Genomic DNA, 20147 nt, shown 5'->3' on the forward strand with positions numbered 1-20147 from the left:
GCCTAGTGCGCAATTGCGCACGGGAGCAGGGACCCATGACCACCGCAATCGGCGATGAACGGGATCGCGGCTGCAGCGCGTGCAACAATTGAGATTCGGGGTAATGGGTCCTGGCTTTCGCCAGGACGACGATGGGGATGGTTCGCAATCCAAGATGTTCAAACAATGCGGTGTCATCACCCGCGCATGCCACATCCACCGCCGTCGTCCCTGCGAAAGCAGGGACCCATACTCCGCGGCGGGTGTTGTGAAAAGGGCTCGTCGTTCCAGCGTCGTTCAACAATGACCATTTGTGGTTATGGGTCCCGGCCTTCGCCGGGACGACACTGAGTTTATTGCATGACCCGAACGGGCTGATACATTTGGACCGACAACAATTGCGGTGACCGGCTTGAGTGAAGCAAGCGCAGAAATGCCGCCCGGCGCGCAACTTCTTGGACGCGAGTGGCTGGGCTTCGACGGTGAAATCGCCACAATCCGCTTCGAGGCGCAACCCTTGTTCACCAACCGTCATGGAACGATCCAGGGCGGTTTCCTTGCCGCGATGCTGGATTCAGCGACGGGCCTCGGCGCGCTCGCAGCGCTGCCCGCAACGCGGACCGTCGTGACGAAGACCCTCACCACGCGGTTTCTCAAACCGGCGCGCATCGGCCCGATCACGGCCAAGGCGAAGGTCATCTCGCAGACCGACCGCGACATGATCGTGGAAGCCGATCTGATCGACGCCAACGATGTGACGGTCGCCAGCGCCACGGCCGAGTTGCGGATTCTGGACAAGCGATAGTCCGCAGCCCTATCAGCAATCCCTGCATCGCGCCAGCAGGGTGACTTCGTTCATTCCGTAGCCGTCGACGGTCTCGACCGTGCAGCCAAGCTCGCGTTCGCAATACTGGATCCACGGCTCGGGCCTCGTGCAGTAGAGTTGCTGCACCGGCACCGCATTGGCGGCTGCCGTGGGGTCCGCCTCCCCGGTGACGAAGTTGACGCTGAAGCCGCGCAGGCTGGCGCGGCGCAGGTCGGCCAGCATCTCGGCGACGAACGCCTCCCAGGATCGGCGGCAGCCGCCGACATCGACATTCATGATGCCGCTCGCGACCGAATAGGTCGCGCGGCGCGGGCTGCCCCTGCCGACCTTGAAGCGGCGGCCCGGCGCCGAGAAACGGCGGCGCGCGCGGCTGATCATGGCGAGCGACAGATCGATCCCGAGATAATCGATCTCCGCTTGCGGATGGCGCCTTGCGAGATAGGCGCACAGCGCGCCGTATCCGCAGCCGATATCGTTCAGGCTGAACGGTGCGGAGAAGTCGCAGAGCTTCAGCAACTGGACGAAGCGGAGGTCCTGGGTGGCCTGGCACGACCAGTCCGCCCCGCGCGGGGTGGCGCCGTATTTGGCGACCCGCGCGCTGTAGTAGGATTCGACATCGGCATAGAGGTCGGAGAACCGCGTCCGGTCGCCTTCGGCGCCGAAACCTGCGGCCTCCGCCGCGATGCTCACGTCTTGCTCACTTCTTGGCTTTGGCCCGCCGCTGCTTTGCCATCGCAGCAAGCTCCTTGCGGGCGACCTGGCTTGGCTTGGTCGGGATCGACAGAACCCGATACGACTGGGTCGAGTAGATCAGCGGCGTGTGGCCATCGGCCGCAAACGTCACCTTCGGATTTTCCTTCATGGCGTGAACGCTAACCAGCACCGGCAGATACGGATTCTGCGTGAGCGCCTGGCGGAACGCCTGGACCACCCGCTTGTATCCGCTCACATTGGGCTGATCGGAAGGATAGTCCTTCAGTGTGCCGAGGAAGGTGTACCAGCGCTTCCGTTCGATCCGGTCGGCCGGCTCGATCCCGATCAGCCGGAACGACTGCTCGAGGGGATGATTGGGAGAGAAGATGTCGAACTCCTTTTGCAGCTCGACCATCTCCATGATCCCGCCGGGACCAAACCGCTTGTTCAGCAGATCCAGAACACCGCGCGTCGTATCGTCTTGAATCATCCGTCCCATTAGAACCCCCTCAATACCTTGTTTCCAGAAATGAAAAATCGCCGCGTCTAGCGGCGTCGCTCAAGATGCAATCGAAGCTGATCGAGTTGTGGTGTGAAGTAGACTGCCCCCGAGACGTCGAGCAAATTCTGAGCGCCGCCGACAATCTCGTCAAGCTCATCATGTGACGTGCTGCCCAAGGCGCAAATGATCAGGCCGCGCAGCACGGTCGCGTGCAGCTCGGCGACGCGATCGGTCCTTCGCCGCGCGACCATCAGCGCCTCGTCCACCGCTTGCAGGGCCGCATGGTGGTCGGCGGCGCGATAGAGCGCTTCGGCCAGATCCGCCAGCATGCGGGCCTCGAATTCGAGGCCGGCTCGCGCAGAGCGCGCAAAGTCGATCGCTTCCTGAAGCTGGGCGGCGGCAACCTTGAAGTCGCCTGCGGCGCCGCTGGCGAGGCCGGCGCTGGCGAGCGCCGCGACCCGCAGATAGGGCGTGCCGGACTGCTCGGCCAATTCGGCGATCCTCGCCGCATGCGGCTTGGCGAGTTCCGGCCGGCCGCGGCTCCAGCCCATCTCCACCATCGCAAAATGCGGAATGAACTGCACGACGGCGGCGAAGCGCTCCGGCTCGGCCCGCAGGACCTCGGCGATCCGCCGCTCGGCCTCGTCAAACCGGCCGAGCCGCACCAGAATTCTGGTGCCGAGACACCTGATCCAGTGCTCGACGTCGAAGCCGAGAATCTGGTTCGGGTTGAGACCGAGTGTGACGTTGTTGTGAAAACCGCCCTGCTCGGCAATCGCGGCAACCGCCACCTGCCCGGCGTCGAGCGCCTCGGCAAGACGACCCGACAGGAAGAACGCCTGGCTCAGCATGGCATTGACCGTCGCAAACCGTCCGACGTCCCCGGTGCCGGAAGTGAGCTTCAAGGCGTCCTGCACGAGATTGACATAGTCGTCGGCCGCCGCGGTCGCGGCCAGGATCCTGCCGTAGGCGCCGAGCAGGATCGGCTCGTGCACCGGGTCCGCCGCGCGTGCGTATTTGATCGCCTCTTCGGCGTAGGGCTTGACCTCTTCGGCGGACATGCCCTCACGCCAGCCGAAGTTGAGGATCTGGCCGCTCGACATCGCCCGCAGCCGGTCGACATATTCGGACGGAGGCTGGTCCTGCAGTAGGGCGCGAACCTTTTTCCAGCTTTTCATTGCCTCGGCGGAGTTGGTCTTGCCGATCCAGCGCGCCGCACGCTGCAAATGGGTGACGGCCTCCAGCGGCTGGCCCGCGGCCTCGTAGTGATAGGCGAGCAGCCCGGCAAACTCGTCGAGCTTGCCCCAGTCGAAGCCCTCGATGGCCTTGGCGACGGTCGCATGCAGCGTGGTCAGCCGCGACCGCAACTGCGTTGCATAGGCGACCTCCTGGATCAATGGATGGCGAAACGCCAGCAGTCCCTTGTCGTAGGGCGGCAGGTCGTACAGCAGCTCGGCCTGGCGGAGCTGCGCGATGGCGTTCTGCAAATCGTCGTTCGGCAGCGCCGCGACCGGACGCAGCACCGACATCGCGACCAGCCGGCCGATCACCGCCGCCGTCTCGAGCACCTGCTTGGCGATATCCTCCAGGTGATCGATGCGGGCGGCCACGACGGCCTGCACCGTTGCGGGCAACGGCACCGCATCGACGCCATGCTTGAGCCGGTAGTTGCCGCGTTCGCCCTCGACATTGCCGCGCTCCACGACGGTGTTGGCAAGCTCCTCGATGAAGAACGGATTGCCCTGCGCGCGTTCAATGACATTGCTGCTCAGCGAGGCCAGCGAGGGATGCCTGCCGAAATGCTCGCGCAACAGCTCGTTCGAATCGGACCACGGCAGCGGCGGGATGGCGATCTGACGGTAGTGAGACCGCTGCATGAAAGGTGCCGTGAAGCCCGGCCTGAAATTGACCACCAGGAACGTCGCGGTGCCGACGATGGCATCGACCAGCGTCTCGACGAACTCTTCGCTCGCGGCATCGATCCAGTGCAGGTCCTCGATCATGACGACCGCCGGCGTGTCCCCGGGGCGCGCATGCACCAGCGTTCGAACGAGATCGAGCAGCTGCAGCCGCAGCGCGCGCGGATCGAGCTTCGGGGCCGGATGCTCCGGATCGGCAAGCCCGAGAAATTCGAGCAGCACCAGCAGCTCCTGCTCCGACGCGGCCATCTCGGCAAAGCGGTCGATGACGCGACGCCGGGATGTCTCGATCGGCTCCTTGACACGGATGCCGAAGATGTCGCGCAGCAGCTCGAGCACGGGCTGGAACGGTGTTGCGCGGCCATGCGCCAGCACGCGCGCCTCGTAGACGCGAATGCCCTTGCGGCGGCAATTTTCGGCGAACTCGAAGCAAAGCCGGCTCTTGCCGATGCCGGCATCGCCGACCATGCCGACGACCCGGCCGTCGCCGGCAACCGCACGCGACAGCTCATGCTCCAGCGCCGCCATCTGCTCGGTCCGGTTGACCATCGAGGTCAGGCGGCGGCCGCTGCGGAAAACGTCGCTGGCGGGCGCGCTGAGCAGCCCGGTCAGCTTGAAGACCTCCACCGGCATCGAGATGCCGCGAATGGTCTGCATGCCGAGCGGCACGACCTCGACGAATTGCCTGGCGCCGAGATAGGTGTCCCGCGTGATGAGGATCGTCCCCTCATCGGCCATCTGCTCCATCCGGTTGGCGATATGGACGTTGGCGCCGGCGGCGTCGTAGGTCTGGTAGATTGTGTTTTCCACCGTCTGAACGACGACTTCGCCGGTGTGCAGCCCGACCCGGATCTGCATGCCGGGATCGGCCAGCCTGGCCACCGAATCCTGCATGGCGAGCGCGGCGAGACAGCCGCGGACCGCATGGTCTTCATGCGGGCGCGGCGGCGCGCCGAACAGCGCCATGACGCCGTCGCCCTGGATCTTGTTGACGATGCCGTCGTAGCGGTGGACGGCCTCCTTCATCAGGTCGAGCACCGGCTCCAGCCGCCGCATGCCGAGCTCGGGATCGCCGAGGCTGTCGATCAGATTGGTCGAGTTGCGGATATCGGCAAACAGCAGAGTGAGGTTCTTGCGTTCGCCGCCCTTGGTGCTGAGCGAACGAAGCAGCCGCTGCGAGGGCGCATCGGGACGGACGCTGCCCGCGGCGAGCGCGGTGCCGCAGCGGCCGCAGAAGCGGCTGGAGGGCCCGTTCACATGCTGACAGGAGTCACATTTGAGGCCTAACGGCGCACCGCAATCTTCACAATAATCGTTGCCAGCCCGGTTTGCGCGGCCGCATCGCTCGCACTGCATGAACAGCCTTTCAGTAAAGACTGCGAATATATCCGACGCGCGAGATTAGCCCAGCACATTCTGTAATTGTGTTAAATGCCTCACACACCGAGCCGGTCCCGCACCCGGCCGGTCAGCACCGCCGTGGTGACGCCGACCCGCCAGAAGGCGTGCATCGGGATCGGTTTGATACCGGTCACGGGCATGTCGATCTCGGCCTTGGGGCCGCCGATCAGGCGGCGGGCCAGCTCTGCGCCCATCGCGGTCGAGAGCGCGACGCCGCGGCCGTTGCAGCCGAGCGAGATCAGCAAATTCTCCGCGGGCTCATGGACATGCGGGTAGTGATCGGCGGTGATGGCAAGGCGGCTGTTCCAGCCGTGGGTCCAGCGCACGCCTTTGAGCTGCGGCCACAGCCGCTCGGCGTAGCGGATCAGATAGGCGACGTCGGTCGGCTTGCTGATCCAGCGCATCGGGCCGCGGCCGCCCATCAAGAGCCGATTGTGCTGGTCGATGCGGTAATAGACCGTGATGTTGCCGCTTTCATAGAGCACCGGCCGGGTCGGCATGATCGCGCGCGCGATCGCCTCGGACAGCGGCGCGGTCGCCGCGATCGACGAGAACACCGGCACGATGCTGCGGCGGAGCGCCGGCCAGAGATCGTCGGTAAAGCCGTTGGTCGCGAGCAGCACCTTGTCGGCATGCACGACCGCGCGCGGGGTCGCGATCCGCCACCGGCCGCCGTCGCGGCGGAGCGACAGCGCCGGGGTCTCGCCATGGACGGCAACGCCGGCCCCGATCGCGGCGCGCGCAAGACCCCGCGCATAGCTCAGCGGATGCAGGTCGCCGCCGCGCGCATCCAGCATGGCGCAGAGGTAACGGTCGCTGCCGGTCACCGCCCGCATCTCGGCGGCGTCGAGCAGCTTCACCGGCATGCCGCGCCGGATGCATTGCTTTGCCGTGGTCTCGATCGCCGCCGCGCTGGCTTCGTTGTAGGCGGCGCGCAGCGTGCCGTTCTGCCGGGCCTCGCAGGGGATCTGGTAGCGGCGGATCAAATCATGCGTGAAGTTGGTGCTGCCGTAGGAAAGTTCGATCATGCGGCGGCCGAGATCGGCGCCGAAATCCGCTTCGATCTGGTCGGGGTCGTGCTTCAGCCCGGGATTGGTCTGCCCGCCATTATTGCCGGAGGCGCCCCAGCCCGGCTCCTGCGCTTCCAGCACGGTCGCCGGCACGCCCTGCTCGGCGAGGTGCAGCGCGGTCGACAGGCCGGTAAAGCCGCCGCCGATGATCGCGACCGGCACGCTCTTGTCCGATGTCAGCTGAGGCGTCGGCGTCGCCTCCACCGCGGTGTCGGCATAGAGGCTCGGTGGCAGCGGCAGGCGGGTGAGTGTGGTCATGGGAGGAACTCGTATTTCACCTCTCCCCGTCGGGGAGAGGTCGGCGCGCAGCGCCGGGTGAGGGGTTCAGGTCCCACGAGAGAGCGCAACCCCTCACCCGGATTGCATCTAACGATGCAATCCGACCTCTCCCACAAGGGGAGAGGTGGACCGTCGATGCTGAAACGGCCTGACCAAGCGGCATCATGAACCGATCACAGCGGATGCAGCACGCGGCGCAGGAAATCCTGGGTGCGCGGGTGCTGGGGTTGGTTGAGGACGGATTTGGCGGCGCCCTGCTCGACGATGACGCCGCCGTCGATAAACAGCACGCGGTCGGCGACGTCGCGGGCAAAGCCCATTTCATGGGTGACGACAACCATGGTCATGCCGTCGTCGGCGAGCTTGCGCATCACCGACAGCACCTCGCCGACCAGTTCGGGATCGAGCGCGGAGGTCGGCTCGTCGAACAGGATCGCCTTCGGCTGCATCGCCAGCGCCCGCGCGATCGCGACGCGCTGCTGCTGGCCGCCGGAGAGTTTTGGCGGATGCACCTCGGCCTTGTCGGCGAGCCCGACCTGCGCGAGCAGCGCGCGGCCGCGGGCGACCGCCTGCTCGCGCGGCTCCCTCTTCACATAAAGCGGCCCCTCGATGACGTTCTCGAGCGCGGTGCGGTGCGGGAACAGGTTGAAGCGCTGGAACACCATCGAGACCTGGGTGCGGATCGCCACGATCGAGCGGTCATTGCTATCGACGCGCGCGCCCTCGACGCTGATCTCGCCGCGATCGTAGCTCTCGAGCCCGTTGATGCAGCGCAGGATGGTCGACTTGCCGGAGCCGGACGGGCCGATGATGCAGACCACCTCGCTCTTGGCGACGGAGGCGGTGATGCCCTTCAGCACCTCGACCTTGCCAAAACTCTTGTGGACGTCACGCAGCTCGATCATTTGCGGTTCGCCTTGTTCTCGAAGTGCCGAACCAGCAGGATGAGCGGAATGCTCATGGTGAGGTACATCAGCGCCACCAGCGTGAACACGCTGGTGTTCTTGAAGGTCGAGGAGGCGATCAGCTTGCCCTGCAGCGCCAGCTCGGCGACCGTGATGGTGGACGCCTGCGAGGAATCCTTCAGCATCATGATCATGATGTTGCCGTAGGGCGGCAGAATGATCCTGACCGCCTGTGGCAGCACCACGCGGCGCATGGTGAGCCACCAGCCCATCCCGATGGTCTGCGCCGCCTCGATCTGCCCCTTGTCGATCGCCTCGATGCCGGCGCGGAAATTTTCCGCCTGATAGGCCGAATAGGCAATGCCGAGCCCGATGATCGCGGCCTGCAGCGCCGATAGCGCGATGCCGAAATCGGGCATCACGAAATAGATGTAGAACAGCAGCACGATGATCGGGATGCCGCGGATCACGTTGATCAGCGAGGCGCTGAGGCCGACCAGGAAGCCGATCCCGGACACCCGCATCAAGGCCCACACCAGCCCGAGCACTGTCGAAAGGACCAGCGAGCCGACGGTGACGACGATGGTCAGCCAGACACCCTGCAGCAGGATCGGCACGAACTCGACGGCGTCATGGAAGAATTTTTGCATCGGCTCAAACGTATCCAGTCCCGACACACGCTCGAATATTGTTCCCGTCACCCTGAGGAGCGCGTAGCGCGTCTCGAAGGGTCGACGGCCACCAGCCGGGCCGTGCATCCTTCGAGACGCGGCGAAGACGCCGCTCCTCAGGATGACGGATCACCCCGGGGCGCACGCTCAGGAAGCGCCGCCCTTCTGGCCCCATTTCTCCAGGATCTTCGCGATTGTGCCGTTGGCCTTCAGCTTCCCGAGTGAGGCGTTGATCTTCGCGAGCAGCTCGGTGTCGCTCTTGCGGACGCCGATCGCGACCGTGCCGACGGTGACCGGCTTGTAGCCGTCGACCAGCCGCACGTCGGCGAAATTGCCCTGCTGCAGATTGTAGGCGAGGATCGGATAGTCGGCGAAGCCGGCCCTGAGGCGGCTCGCATTCACGTCGCGCAGGATGTCGGGAATGGTATCGTAGACCTTGACCTCGCTGAACAGCCCGGTCTTCTTCAGCGCATCGACAAAGGCAGTGCCGACCTGGGCGCCGACCACGGTGCCCTTCAGATCCTCCTGCGAGGCATAGGCCTTGGTGTCGGCCTTCGGCACCACGAGGCCCTCGCCATAGGTGTAGACCGGCTCGGAGAAGTCGATCACCTCCTTGCGCGCGGCGGTGGCGAACATCGCAGCGGCGATGATGTCGATCTTGTTCGCGGTCAGCGAAGGGATCAGCGCCGAGAACTGCATCGGCTCGATCTGCACGGTAAAGCCGGCATCCTTGCCGATCTCGGTGGCGAGATCGACCATGATGCCCTGGATCGAATTGGTCTTGGTGTCGAGGAAGGTGAAGGGAATGCCGGTCGGGGTCGAGCCGACCTTGAGCACCTGCTGCGCCCCTGACGGCGCGCTCAAGGCAAGGGCAAGCGCCGCCACCGCGGCCTGGACGAGACGCTGAAACGACATCGCAACACCTCCCGAAGCTGGCCTTGGCGCCGCATCGCCCGCGCGTTTCGCGCTTTTGGTTGCGGGCGACGCCGTTCCGGCCTATTTTCACCAATATGAAATTGTGGTCACGAAACCGCGGCCAATGCAAGCGGTTTTCATGCACATGAAGGAAGCGGATTGACGTGAGCGGCGGCAAGAGAATGCGTAAAGGCGCGGCAGCGAAGCCCGCAACGGCACGCCGCGCCGCCAGAAAGCCGGCCAGCAAGCCGGCCGAGCCCGCGATGGATCTCGCGGTCGGGCGCCGCATCCGCGACCTGCGCCGCAGTAAGGAGATGTCGCTGGAGGTGGTCGCCGCGCGCACCGACTTGTCGATCGGCTTCATCAGCCAGATCGAGCGCGGCCTGTCGTCGCCCTCGCTGCGCGTGCTGGCGACATTGGCCGACGTGCTCGGCGTCGGCATCGCCGCGCTGTTCGGCGCGACGCCGAAGGATGACGGCGCCGGCGGCGTCGTGACCCGCGAGGTGCAGCGCGCCGAGCTGAAGCTGTGGCGCACCGGAATTTCAAAGCAACTGCTGAGTCCCGCCGGCAGCGAGAGCCGGCTCAATCTGTTCCTGGTGCATCTCGAGCCCGGCGGCAACACCGGCGACGAGTTCTATACCCACGATGGCGAAGAGGCCGGCCTCGTGCTCCAGGGCGAGATGACGCTGACGGTGGACACGGAGACCTGGACGCTGAAAGAAGGCGACAGCTTCCGCTTCGCCAGCCGCCGCCCGCACCGGTTTTCCAACCCGGCACGCGATGCCAAGGCCGTGGTGCTGTGGGTGAACTGCGTGACGGCGGCGGGGTGAGGCCCCACTCTCTCCACTCGTCGTCCCGGCGAAGGCCATCCTGCGTCGTCCCGGCGAAGGCCGGGACCCATTACCACTAATGGGAGTTGTTGCGCGACGCTGGGGCCGTAGCCTTCTTAAAACAACACGACCCTGTGGTTATGGGTCCCGGCTTTCGCCGGGACGACACTTGCTATTACGGAGCCCTCACGTCAAGACGCATCACCTCAGCCCCATCACCACTTCCTCGATCTTGATCGGGAAATTCCGCACGCGGATGCCGGTGGCGTGGAAGACGGCGTTGGCGACGGCGCCGGCGCTGCCGGTGATGCCGATCTCGCCGACGCCCTTGATGCCGAGCGGGTTCACATGGGGATCGTGCTCGTCGACCGTGATCACCTCCATCGGCGGCACGTCGGCATTCACGGGCACATGATACTCGGCAAGGTTCGCGTTCAGGATGCGGCCGGACCTCTTGTCCATCACCGCCTCCTCGTGCAGCGCGAAGGAAAGGCCCCAGATCATGCCGCCGCGCAGCTGGCTCTGCACCATCAACGGATTGATGATGCGCCCTGCGGCGAACGCGCCGACCAGCCGCGTGGCGCGGATCTGGCCGAGATCCGGATCGACCTTCACCTCGGCAAAGACAGCGCCATGCGCATGCATCGCATATTGCGATTGCGCCGCCGGATCGGCCGCACCCGTGCCGGAGGCCTCGACCTCGGCAACGCCGGCGCGCGCCAGGATCTCGGCGTAGCTTTCGCTGCGCGCGTCATCGTCGCGGCGATGGAGCCGCCCGGCCCGCGCCACCACGCCGGTATTGCCGGCGCCGAACAGCGGCGAGCGCTCATCGGAGGTCGCAAGCTCGGCGAGTTTTGCGATCACAGCCGCCCCGGCATTGTGGATCGCAGCACCGACCGTTGCAGTGTGCGCCGAGCCGCCGGCGATGCCGGCATCCGGCAGGTCCGACGTACCCGACAGGAACGAGATCTGCTCGAGGTCGAGCGCGAGCGCGTCGGCCGAGATTTGCGTGAGCGCGGTCCAGGCGCCCTGCCCCATGTCATGCGCGCCGCTCTCCATCACGCCGCGTCCGTCGGCGCGGATCACGGCGCGGGCATTGCCCTGGAACATCAGCGCCGGGAAGGTCGCGGTGCCCATGCCCCAGCCGACCAGGAAGCCATTCTCGTCACGCATCTGCTTGGGCTGCAGCGGACGTCCCGCCCAGCCGAAGCGTTCGGCCGCCTTGGCATAGCACTGCCGCAGCGCCTTGGAGGAAAACGGCTTGCCGGTGGTCGGCTCGACCTCGGCGTAGTTCTTCAGCCGGAATTCCAGGGGATCGATGCCGCAGGCGAACGCCGCCTCGTCGATCGCGCTCTCCAGCGCGATCGATCCGGTGGCCTCGCCCGGCGCGCGCATGAACAGCGGCGTGCCGGTGTCGACGCGCACCGCCTCATGCGCGGTGCGGATCGCCGGGCTCGCATAGAGCGTATGCGAGGCGTCCGCCGCCGGCTCGTAGAAATCGTCGAAGCTCGACGTCGTGACGCGCGCCTCGTGATCGAGCGCGGTCAGCAGGCCGGCATCGTCGGTGCCGATCCGGATGCGCTGGCGGGTCTGCGGACGATGGCCGACCGGGCCGTACATCTGGCTCCGCCGCAGCACCAGCTTGACCGGACGTCCGACCAGCTTCGCCGCCATGATGCCGAGCACCTGCGGCCCGGAGACCAGGCCCTTGGAGCCGAAGCCGCCGCCGAGGAACGGGCTGTTGATGTGGATATTGCCGGGCGGAATGCCGAACAGGCCGCCGATCCGCGTCTGCGCCATCGCCATGCCCTGGCTCGGCGTATCGAGGAACAGGCGATCGCCGTCCCACACCGCGACGATGGCGTGCGGCTCCATCGCGTTGTGATACTGCGCCGGCGTCTCGTAAGTTGCGTCGATCCGCTTCGATGCCGCGGCAAGGCCCGCATCGATATCGCCGTGGCGGACCTCGGCGGGATTGCCGATGCCGACCACCGGCGGCGCATAGGCCTCGCCGGCGTCGAGACCGACGCGCGCGATCTCGACCTGATAGCGCGGCGACAGCAGTGCCGCGCCTTCGGTGGCGGCCTCTAGCGTCTCGGCGATCACGACCGCGATCGCCTGGTTGGCGTAGCGCACCTCGTCGCTCTGCAGGAGCTCCATGCGGAAGGCGAACGGATTACCCTTGGCGTCGGGGTCTTCCGCAAGCTCCGGCTTGTGCGCCGGCGTCATCACGTCGAGGACGCCGGGGTGGCGCCTGGCGGCAGCGACGTCGAGCGCGGTGACGCGGCCGCGCGCGATGCAGCTGGTCGCGATCACGGCATAGACCATGCCGGGCGGATGATTGTCCGCGGCATAGCGGGCCTTGCCGGTCACCTTCAGCGTGCCGTCGGTGCGGGTCAGCGGCTGGCCGATATTCGAGCCGTGCCGGACATGCGCGGGGTCGCGGGTCAGATTGAGTTCAGCCGTCATGCGTTACGCTCCTGCAACGGATGAGAAGGGAGAGCCCGGCAGCGCGGGAATGCGATCCGGCGTGCCTGCGGCAGCAAGGGTGAGCGCGCGCACGACGATGCGCTGCGCGAGCTCGATCTTGAAGGCGTTGTCGCCGGACGGTTTTGCGCCCGCGAGCGCCGCGCGCGCTGCCTCGCGATAGCTAGCCGCATCCAGCGTGCGGCCGACGAGCACCTGTTCGGCCTCGCGCGCCCGCCACGGCTTTGCCGCGACGCCGCCGAGCGCAAGCCGCGCCTCGCGGATTTTTCCATCCTCGATGCGCAAGCCGGCCGCAGCCGCGACCACGGCGAACGCATAGGACGTGCGCTCGCGCACCTTGATGTAGCGGGCATGCCCGGAGAAGCCTTGCGCTTCGGCCGGCAGCCGCAGCGCGACGATCAGGTCGCCGCGCTCCAGCGCGGTCTCGCGCTCCGGCGTCTCGCCCGGCAGACGGTGCAGCGCCTCGAGCGGCAGCTCGCGCCGGCCGGTCTTGCCCTCGATCTCGACGACGGCGTCGAACGCGACCAGCGGCACGCAGAAATCCGACGGATGGGTCGCGATGCAGCCCTCGCTCCAGCCAAGCACCGCGTGCAGGCGGTTGTCGCCCTTCAGCGCGTCGCAGCCGGCGCCCGGCCAGCGCCGGTTACAGGCGCTGCCGGCGTCGTAGAAATAGGCGCAGCGCGTTCGCTGCATCAGATTGCCGCCGACGGTCGCAGCATTGCGCAGCTGGGCGGACGCGCCCGACAGCAACGCCTCGGCGACCGCCGGATAGTTGCGCGCGAACCCGGTGTCATGCGCGAGATCGGCATTGCGCACCAGCGCGCCGATCCGCAAGCCGCCGTCGGCCGGATGCTCGATGCGGTCGAGCCCCGGCAGACGCGTGACGTCGACGAGAAGGCTCGGCCGACTGACGCCGCCCTTCATCAGGTCGAGCAGATTGGTGCCGGAGGCGAGATAGCTCGCGCCCTTTTCGGATGCCGCCGCGATCGCGTCCGCGACGCTGGCCGGCCTGACATAGTCGAAGTTCATCATGCGGAGCGCCTCTGCTTGGTCGCGTTGATGTCGGCCTGCGCCTCGAGCACGGCCTCGGTGATTCCTTGATAGGCCCCGCAGCGGCACAGATTGCCGCTCATGCATTCGCGCACGCGCTCCGGATCGTCGCCGGCCTGGCCTTCCTGGATCAGGCCGATGCCGCTCATGATCTGGCCCGGCGTGCAGAAGCCGCACTGGAAGCCGTCATGGGCGATGAAGGCGGCCTGCACCGGATGCAGCTGGTCGCCGCGCGCGATGCCTTCGATGGTTGTGATCTCGGCGCCGTCGTGGCTGACGGCAAGCGCGAGGCAGGAATTGATGCGGCGGCCGTCGACCAGGACGGTGCACGCGCCGCACTGGCCGCGGTCGCATCCCTTCTTGGTGCCGGTGAGATCGAGGCGCTCGCGCAACAGGTCGAGCAGGGTCACGCGGGGGTCGTCGAGGGCAATTTCCCGGCGAACACCGTTGATGGTGAGGCTGAGTGGAAGATTCATGCAGGGCTCCGATCCGTGTATGGTCGGGTTGAATCGAGGCAACGGAAGCCCGTGGCCGCCGATGCGGGATCGGCGCGCCTTGTCAGGCCCGGTGCTGGTCGCCATATACGGAGGCATCCTCCGTTTACAAGGGAGGGTGAAAAGAAAAAGCCAATGAAAAAACTAATGGCCGGTCGATCACCAGAAATTGCACGCAAGCCCCGCGCCGACGCCGTGCGCAATCGCGAGCGCGTGCTGGAAGCGGCCAAGGCCGTGTTCTCGGCCGGCGGCAGCGAGGCGAGCCTCGAGGCGGTGGCGCGCCATGCCGGCGTCGGCATCGGCACGCTGTATCGCCATTTTCCGACCCGCGAGGCGCTGTATGAGGCGGTCTATCGCCGCGAGGTCGAGCAGCTGGGCGACCTGGCCGAGCAACTGCAATGCGCGCCCGAGCCGGTCGACGCGCTGCGGCGCTGGCTGCGCGCCAATGTGGAATTCGTCGCCACCAAGAAGGGCATGGTCGCGGCACTGGCGCTGGTCGCGCACGGCTCGACCGAGTTGCATGCCTATTCGTTCGACCGCCTGACCAAGGCGATCGGCACCCTGCTCGCGCGCGCGGTCGCGGCCGGCGCGATCCGCGGCGACATCAGCGCCGAGGACGTGCTGCGCGCGCTGATCGGCATGTGCTACATGCACGACCAGCCCGGCTGGCAGACCACCGCGCTGCGGCTGCTGGACGTGTTCGTGGACGGCCTGCGGGTGCAGCCGGTCGGCACAACGGCAAAGCCTGCGAAGAAAGCCAACCCAAAGCCGTCACGCTGACCGTAGCCATCGTAGCCCGCGGTGAGCGAAGCGGCGGCCGCCGCTCAAGGACGTCCGGTCCGTGGCAGCAGCCAACGCATGATGATTGCATGCGGTGTTCGCCGGCTGCTGTGCGGCAAGTCATGCCGCTGCAGCGCCGACGCCGCGAAGGCCGATGCCTGCTCGCTGGATTGCCGCTTCTCGCGCGCCAGCAACATCCATTCGCGGATCACGGCGCGTCGCACCTTGGACATGGTGATTTCCCTTCGCAATAAGCCGCGATAAGCGCGTCACGCCGCCAGCTGCAGCGGATGGGCTTGCGACCGCCGCGCCGACAGCGCGCAGCCGCATTGATGCACGATGCCCTGCTCGACGACGAAGCCGCGCCGCTCCAGCGACGCCCGCAGGCTTTGGCTGGCCGAGGCCTTCTGTGCATCGACCCACACTACCAGCACCGCGCGGGCGCTGAGGACATTCGTCAACCAGTCCAACGCCGGCTCGAGTGCGAGAAGCGTGCGCCGCCGCCAATCGACCAGCGCAACGTCGTACTGACCGGCCGGGCGGCCGCAATTGCCCGACGCCGCAGCGCGCGCATAGCCGCGCCGCTGCAGCTCGAACATCAATTCCATGCTCCTCGTGCCGGCCACGACGATGCGCTGTTGCGTCGTGCAGCCGGCAAGCGCGATCATCGGCTCGATGATCCGGTCGCCGATAGCAATCTGAAGCGAAGACATGACATCACCTGTTCCCGTTCGCTCACGCGCGTCCGGCCGGGCCTCGGCGGCCTGGCGTCCGCGGGAGCACTTGCATCGGGCTCAATATCTTCAGGGCGGGATATGAATTCGAGAGCGCTGCGGGCTCCGCGGCATATGAGCCGTATAAGCCCGCGGCCGGATGCGATGGCGGCGGCCGATGACGCGGCGTGAGTCGAACAAGGAGGCCGCGCCAGTGTGCTAAAGTGCACAGACGATCAGATCGGCATTCGGTTAGATCGTCGCATTGCCAAGCCTGGTACATACATATCTGTTTATACTCGCGATCCAGCCCGGCCATCGTGCCGGGCTTTTTCATTGGGCCATCGCGCGTATAACGAAAACCCCGCGCTGAGGCGGGGCTTCCGCGATCATCGCGGATTGGTCCGCGTTCCGCTGTTGTTGCCGGGCAGGTTCGACGTCCCGCTCCCTGTCGCGGAATTGTTGTTGGGGTCGGTCGAGTAATTCGGCGTCGAGGTGCCCGGGTTGTTCATGTTGCCGGTCGTGCTGCCGGGCGGATTGCTCATTCCCGAGCCCTGGCCCATGCCGGTGGTGCCTCCGGTACCGGTTCCCGTACCCGAACTGCCCGTTCCCGCGCTCGCACCGCCCGCCGATCCGCCACCGGCGCCGCCGCCCCCCTGCGCGAAGGCGAACGAAGTCGGCAGCATCATCGCCGCAGCGAGACCGATCGTTGCCAGTTTCTTCATGTGAAATCCTTTCCTGGTTCGGACGAGCAACGTGCTCCGCAAGGCGGGCGTTCCTAAGCCATCGCCGCAGGATGGAGCGGCGTTCCGCGCGGCGCGAGGAACTTGAACTGGCCGGCCTTGTTAGGCCGGAGAACGAACGTTCGGGAGGTGCTCCCCGCTTGAAGACACTTCAAATGCAGCACGAGATCACGGCCGAACTGGAAAGACGATCCGGTGTCACAGGCCTGAAGCTGATCCGGCTCAAGGGCTATACGCCAAGCTGGGATCTTGGCGGCACGCGCGAGACCGCGCTGGATGAGGCAAAGGAAAGAGAGCTTCGCGCCACCGTGACGGCGATGCAGGACGAGTTCGACATCGCCTAGGACCGTTGCACGAGCAAGTTGCACCGAGCAGCCCGAAGCCGTGCGTGAATGATCATGACGCACTTGGTGGCGTCGAGCCAACCGGGCGCGCAATAATATGTCGTCCTACGATATATTCCACGCCAGGGACAAGTTTGGCGCTTCCCAAGCGGCGATAACGACACGCGAATTCCGGCCATTGAACGAACGTCGAATGCGCGATCCGACGTTTCCATTCGCGCGCCGTGCTCCGGAATGATTATGCTGGCAAAAAACAGGTAGACGCGGAGGCAAACTCCGCGATCTGCCGATCGGCCATGGCGAGGAAAACGCGCGTTCGCGCTCGAGCTTTCGAGGACGACTCCCGACATTCGGGAAAAGATGCGCCTGCCGTTCATTTGGATCGCAGAAATGAACGAGAGCATCTCATCTCGGTTTATCCGCTACCCGATCGGCACCTCGCTGCTGATGGCCGGCATTCTGTTCGTCGGAATGGTCGCCTATCCCCTGCTGCCGGTCGCGCCGCTGCCGCAAGTCGACTTTCCGACCATCCAGATCTCCGCAAGTCTGCCCGGCGCCAGCCCCGAAACCATGGCCTCCTCGGTTGCGCAGCCGCTGGAGCGGCAATTCGCGCAGATTCCGGGCATTGCCCAGATGACCTCGACGAGTTCGCTCGGGTCGACCGCAGTCACCATTCAGTTTGATCTGAACCGCAGCATCGACGGCGCCGCCAACGACATTCAGGCGGCGATCAATGCCGCAGGCGGTCAGTTGCCCAAGAACCTGCCGACGCCGCCGACCTATCGCAAGGTCAACCCGGCGGACTCGCCGATCCTGCTGCTGTCGGCGACCTCGGACACCCTGCCGCTCATCACCGTGAGCGATGCGGTCGACGCCCAGCTCGGGCAGCAGATCAGTCAGATTTCGGGCGTCGCCCAGGTGTTCATCGGCGGGCAGCAGAAGCCGTCGATTCGCGTGCAGATCGATCCCGCCAAGCTGGTCGCCAAGGGGCTCTCGCTGGAAGATATCCGCAGCCAGATCGCGATCACGACGGTCGACAGTCCGAAGGGCAACATCGACGGCACGAGCCGCGCCTACACGATCTACGCCAACGATCAGCTGCTGGACGCCAAGGACTGGAATGACGTGATCATCGCCTACCGCAACGGCGGCCCGTTGCGGATTCGCGACATCGGCCAGGCCGTCGCCGGGCCGGAGGACATGAAGCGGGTCGCCTGGGCGGACGGCAAGCGCGGCGTGTTCCTCGTCATCTTCAAGCAACCCGGCGCCAACGTCATCGGAACGGTCGACAGGATCAAGGAGCAGCTTCCAAGGCTGGTTGCCGCCATTCCGCCCGCCATCAGGATCAAGATCATCAGCGACCGGACATTGACCATCCGCGCCGCGGTCGAGGACGTGCAGATCACGCTGCTCATCACCATCGTTCTGGTCGTCATGGTGATCTTCCTGTTCCTGCGCAGCTTCTGGGCCACGGTAATTCCCGCCGTGACCGTGCCGCTCGCGCTGCTCGGCGCCTGCGCGCTGATGTGGGTGTTCGGCTACACGCTCGACAACCTTTCGCTGATGGCACTGACGATCGCCGTCGGCTTCGTGGTCGACGACGCCATCGTGATGCTGGAAAACATCACGCGGTACGTCGAGCAGGGCGCGCGGCCGCTTGCCGCGGCACTGCAGGGCGCCGGCGAGATCGGTTTTACCATCCTGTCGATCAGCATCTCGCTGGTCGCGGTGCTGATCCCGCTGCTGCTGATGGGTGGCGTGATCGGCCGGCTGTTCCGCGAATTTGCCGTGACCCTGGCGATGGCGATCTTCGTCTCCCTGGTGGTGTCGCTGACGCTGACGCCGATGATGGCATCGCGCTTCCTGCGCGCGCGTGGCGAGACGAAGCACGGCCGGCTCTACCTATGGAGCGAGGCGGCATTCGACAGGATGCTGCATGGCTATCAACGTGGCCTCGACCTGGCGCTGAGCTGGAGCCGGACCACGCTCTGCATCTTCTTCGCGACGGTCGCTCTGTCGGTCTATCTGTTCGTGATCATTCCGAAGGGATTCTTCCCGCAACAGGACAATGGCTTCCTCAACGCCGTGTCGGAGATGGCCCAGGATATCTCTTTCGCCGACATGGAGCGGCATCAGGAAGAACTCAGCAGGATCGTTCGGGCCGATCCCGCGGTGGAGAGCATGGCCGAGTTCATCGGCGGTGGCGGCACCGCGCTGAATTCGGGTCGCATGTACATCACGCTGAAGCCGCGCGAGGAGCGCGACGCGAGCGCGCAGCAGATCATCGCGCGGCTGCGGCCGAAGCTCGAGGCGGTCGAGGGAGCACGCCTCTACATGCAGGCGTCCCAGGACGTCCGGCTGGGCGGCCGCGCGACGCGGACGCAGTTCGAATACACGCTGCAGGACGCCAAGCTCGACGAGCTGAACGAATGGGCGCCGAAGATTCTGGCCAGGATGAAGACGCTGCCGGAACTGCGCGACGTCGCCACCGACCAGCAGACCGAGGGAACGACGCTGACGCTGACCATCGATCGCGACACCGCGTCGCGCTTCGGCATCCAGCCGCAACTGATCGACGACACGCTGTACGACGCGTTCGGCCAGCGCCAGGTGACCCAATACTTCACCCAGCTCAACAGCTATCACGTCATCCTGGAGATCCTCCCCGAATTGCAGGGCAAGCTCGACACGCTCAACAAGATCTACATCAAGTCGCCGACCACGGGGGACGAGGTGCCGCTCTCCGTGTTCTGCAAGTGGACCACGATTCCGGTGCGCCCGCTCGCGATCGCGCACCAGGGACAGTTTCCTGCGACCACGATCAGCTTCAACCTCGCGCAAGGGGTGGCGCTCGGCCAGGCCACCGATGCGATCCAGAACGCCGTCGCCGATCTCGGTGCTCCAGCCACGCTCAGCTCGAGTTTCCAGGGCACCGCGCAGGCCTTCCAGCAATCACTAAGCTCGGTGCCGCTGCTGATCCTGGCCGCGCTGGTCGTGGTCTACCTGATCCTCGGCGTGCTCTATGAAAGCTACATCCATCCGCTCACGATCCTGTCCACGCTGCCATCGGCCGGGGTCGGCGCGCTGGCGATCCTGATGGCGTTCGGATTCGATTTCAGCCTGATCGCGCTGATCGGCATCATCCTCCTGATCGGGATCGTGAAGAAGAACGGCATCATGATGGTCGACTTCGCGATCGCCGCCGAACGCGAGGAGCATCTGTCGCCGCGTGAATCGATCCGGAAGGCAGCCCTGCTGCGCTTCCGCCCGATCATGATGACGACAATGGCGGCGCTGCTCGGTGGCGTCCCGCTGATGCTGGGCACCGGAACGGGATCGGAAATCCGTCAGCCGCTCGGCTATGCGATGGTCGGCGGCCTGATCGTGAGCCAGGCGCTCACGCTGTTCACGACGCCGGTCGTGTATCTCTATCTCGACCGATTCTCGAATGCGCTGTCGAACTGGACGGCAACGAAGCGAGACGACGATGTCGAACCGCCCGTGAAGAACGCCGCCGAATAACCCCGGACCGGGCTCGAACCCGCG

General features: G+C 65.8%; 19 protein-coding genes. 5 read left to right on the top strand and 14 right to left on the bottom strand.

Annotation, left to right across the window (positions count from 1 at the left end; translation table 11 throughout):
• Positions 1–199 (bottom strand): hypothetical protein (locus PMN64_RS16495; protein WP_411781381.1); only part of this gene is annotated, 199 nt, incomplete at its 3' end.
• Positions 200–382: 183 nt separating this feature from the next.
• Between PMN64_RS16495 and PMN64_RS16500 the strand changes: the two genes are divergently transcribed.
• On the top strand, positions 383–784 hold the full coding sequence (locus tag PMN64_RS16500) for a PaaI family thioesterase (RefSeq protein WP_411781382.1): 402 nt from the start codon (positions 383–385) through the stop codon (positions 782–784).
• Between the two features lie 12 nt (positions 785–796).
• Here PMN64_RS16500 and PMN64_RS16505 read toward each other — a convergent pair whose 3' ends face one another.
• The 7 genes from PMN64_RS16505 to PMN64_RS16535 all read right to left on the bottom strand — a co-directional run bounded on the left by PMN64_RS16505 (position 797) and on the right by PMN64_RS16535 (position 9160).
• Entirely contained in the window at positions 797–1495 is a 699-nt protein-coding gene (locus tag PMN64_RS16505; protein ID WP_411781383.1) for a class I SAM-dependent methyltransferase, read from the bottom strand.
• Between the two features lie 7 nt (positions 1496–1502).
• Positions 1503–1997: a hypothetical protein gene (locus PMN64_RS16510; RefSeq protein WP_411781384.1), complete on the bottom strand. Its 495-nt coding sequence runs from the start codon at positions 1995–1997 to the stop codon at positions 1503–1505.
• 47 nt (positions 1998–2044) lie between these two features.
• On the bottom strand, positions 2045–5275 hold the full coding sequence (locus PMN64_RS16515) for an AAA family ATPase (protein ID WP_411781385.1): 3231 nt from the start codon (positions 5273–5275) through the stop codon (positions 2045–2047).
• 80 nt (positions 5276–5355) lie between these two features.
• Complete coding sequence (locus tag PMN64_RS16520; protein WP_411781386.1) at positions 5356–6648, bottom strand: NAD(P)/FAD-dependent oxidoreductase; 1293 nt, start codon at positions 6646–6648, stop codon at positions 5356–5358.
• 194 nt (positions 6649–6842) lie between these two features.
• On the bottom strand, positions 6843–7574 hold the full coding sequence (locus PMN64_RS16525) for an amino acid ABC transporter ATP-binding protein (RefSeq protein WP_038382842.1): 732 nt from the start codon (positions 7572–7574) through the stop codon (positions 6843–6845).
• Positions 7571–8224, bottom strand: coding sequence for an amino acid ABC transporter permease (locus PMN64_RS16530; protein ID WP_028341235.1), 654 nt, complete (start codon positions 8222–8224; stop codon positions 7571–7573). Before PMN64_RS16530 ends, PMN64_RS16525 begins: the two co-directional genes overlap by 4 nt.
• Positions 8225–8392: 168 nt before the next feature.
• Positions 8393–9160 carry an ABC transporter substrate-binding protein gene (locus tag PMN64_RS16535; protein ID WP_411781387.1) on the bottom strand — a complete coding sequence of 256 codons (768 nt, stop codon included), beginning with the start codon at positions 9158–9160 and terminating at the stop codon, positions 8393–8395.
• A gap of 182 nt (positions 9161–9342) precedes the next feature.
• Here PMN64_RS16535 and PMN64_RS16540 point away from each other — a divergent pair, with 182 nt between their 5' ends.
• Positions 9343–9990, top strand: a complete 648-nt coding sequence (locus PMN64_RS16540; RefSeq protein WP_038377710.1) for a cupin domain-containing protein — start codon at positions 9343–9345, stop codon at positions 9988–9990.
• Between the two features lie 201 nt (positions 9991–10191).
• On the opposite strand, the gene PMN64_RS16545 is transcribed toward PMN64_RS16540, so the two are convergent.
• From PMN64_RS16545 to PMN64_RS16555, 3 genes are read right to left on the bottom strand one after another with little or no spacing between them, the layout of a single operon-like run.
• Positions 10192–12459: a xanthine dehydrogenase family protein molybdopterin-binding subunit gene (locus PMN64_RS16545; RefSeq protein ID WP_411781388.1), complete on the bottom strand. Its 2268-nt coding sequence runs from the start codon at positions 12457–12459 to the stop codon at positions 10192–10194.
• Between the two features lie 3 nt (positions 12460–12462).
• Positions 12463–13509 carry an FAD binding domain-containing protein gene (locus tag PMN64_RS16550; RefSeq protein WP_411781389.1) on the bottom strand — a complete coding sequence of 349 codons (1047 nt, stop codon included), beginning with the start codon at positions 13507–13509 and terminating at the stop codon, positions 12463–12465.
• Positions 13506–14003 (bottom strand): (2Fe-2S)-binding protein, encoded by a 498-nt coding sequence (locus PMN64_RS16555; RefSeq protein WP_411781390.1) that lies wholly within the window; start codon positions 14001–14003, stop codon positions 13506–13508. Before PMN64_RS16555 ends, PMN64_RS16550 begins: the two co-directional genes overlap by 4 nt.
• 153 nt (positions 14004–14156) lie before the next feature.
• On the opposite strand from PMN64_RS16555, the gene PMN64_RS16560 reads away from it, so the two are divergent.
• Entirely contained in the window at positions 14157–14801 is a 645-nt protein-coding gene (locus PMN64_RS16560; RefSeq protein ID WP_411781391.1) for a TetR/AcrR family transcriptional regulator, read from the top strand.
• A 44-nt stretch (positions 14802–14845) separates the two neighbouring features.
• On the opposite strand, the gene PMN64_RS16565 is transcribed toward PMN64_RS16560, so the two are convergent.
• The 3 genes from PMN64_RS16565 to PMN64_RS16575 form a co-directional block, all read right to left on the bottom strand.
• The gene (locus tag PMN64_RS16565; protein ID WP_411781392.1) at positions 14846–15034 is read right to left on the bottom strand and encodes a hypothetical protein; all 189 of its coding nucleotides are present in this window, start codon (positions 15032–15034) and stop codon (positions 14846–14848) included.
• A 36-nt stretch (positions 15035–15070) separates the two neighbouring features.
• Positions 15071–15514 carry a hypothetical protein gene (locus tag PMN64_RS16570; RefSeq protein ID WP_411781393.1) on the bottom strand — a complete coding sequence of 148 codons (444 nt, stop codon included), beginning with the start codon at positions 15512–15514 and terminating at the stop codon, positions 15071–15073.
• 389 nt (positions 15515–15903) lie between these two features.
• Positions 15904–16239: a hypothetical protein gene (locus tag PMN64_RS16575; protein WP_411781394.1), complete on the bottom strand. Its 336-nt coding sequence runs from the start codon at positions 16237–16239 to the stop codon at positions 15904–15906.
• Between the two features lie 173 nt (positions 16240–16412).
• Here PMN64_RS16575 and PMN64_RS16580 point away from each other — a divergent pair, with 173 nt between their 5' ends.
• Both PMN64_RS16580 and PMN64_RS16585 read left to right on the top strand, forming a co-directional pair.
• Complete coding sequence (locus PMN64_RS16580) at positions 16413–16601, top strand: hypothetical protein (RefSeq protein ID WP_411781395.1); 189 nt, start codon at positions 16413–16415, stop codon at positions 16599–16601.
• A gap of 390 nt (positions 16602–16991) precedes the next feature.
• On the top strand, positions 16992–20123 hold the full coding sequence (locus PMN64_RS16585; RefSeq protein ID WP_411781396.1) for a multidrug efflux RND transporter permease subunit: 3132 nt from the start codon (positions 16992–16994) through the stop codon (positions 20121–20123).
• Positions 20124–20147: the final 24 nt, after the last annotated feature.

The sequence above is a fragment of the Bradyrhizobium sp. UFLA01-814 genome, assembly GCF_046718885.1.
Taxonomy (GTDB): domain Bacteria; phylum Pseudomonadota; class Alphaproteobacteria; order Rhizobiales; family Xanthobacteraceae; genus Bradyrhizobium; species Bradyrhizobium elkanii.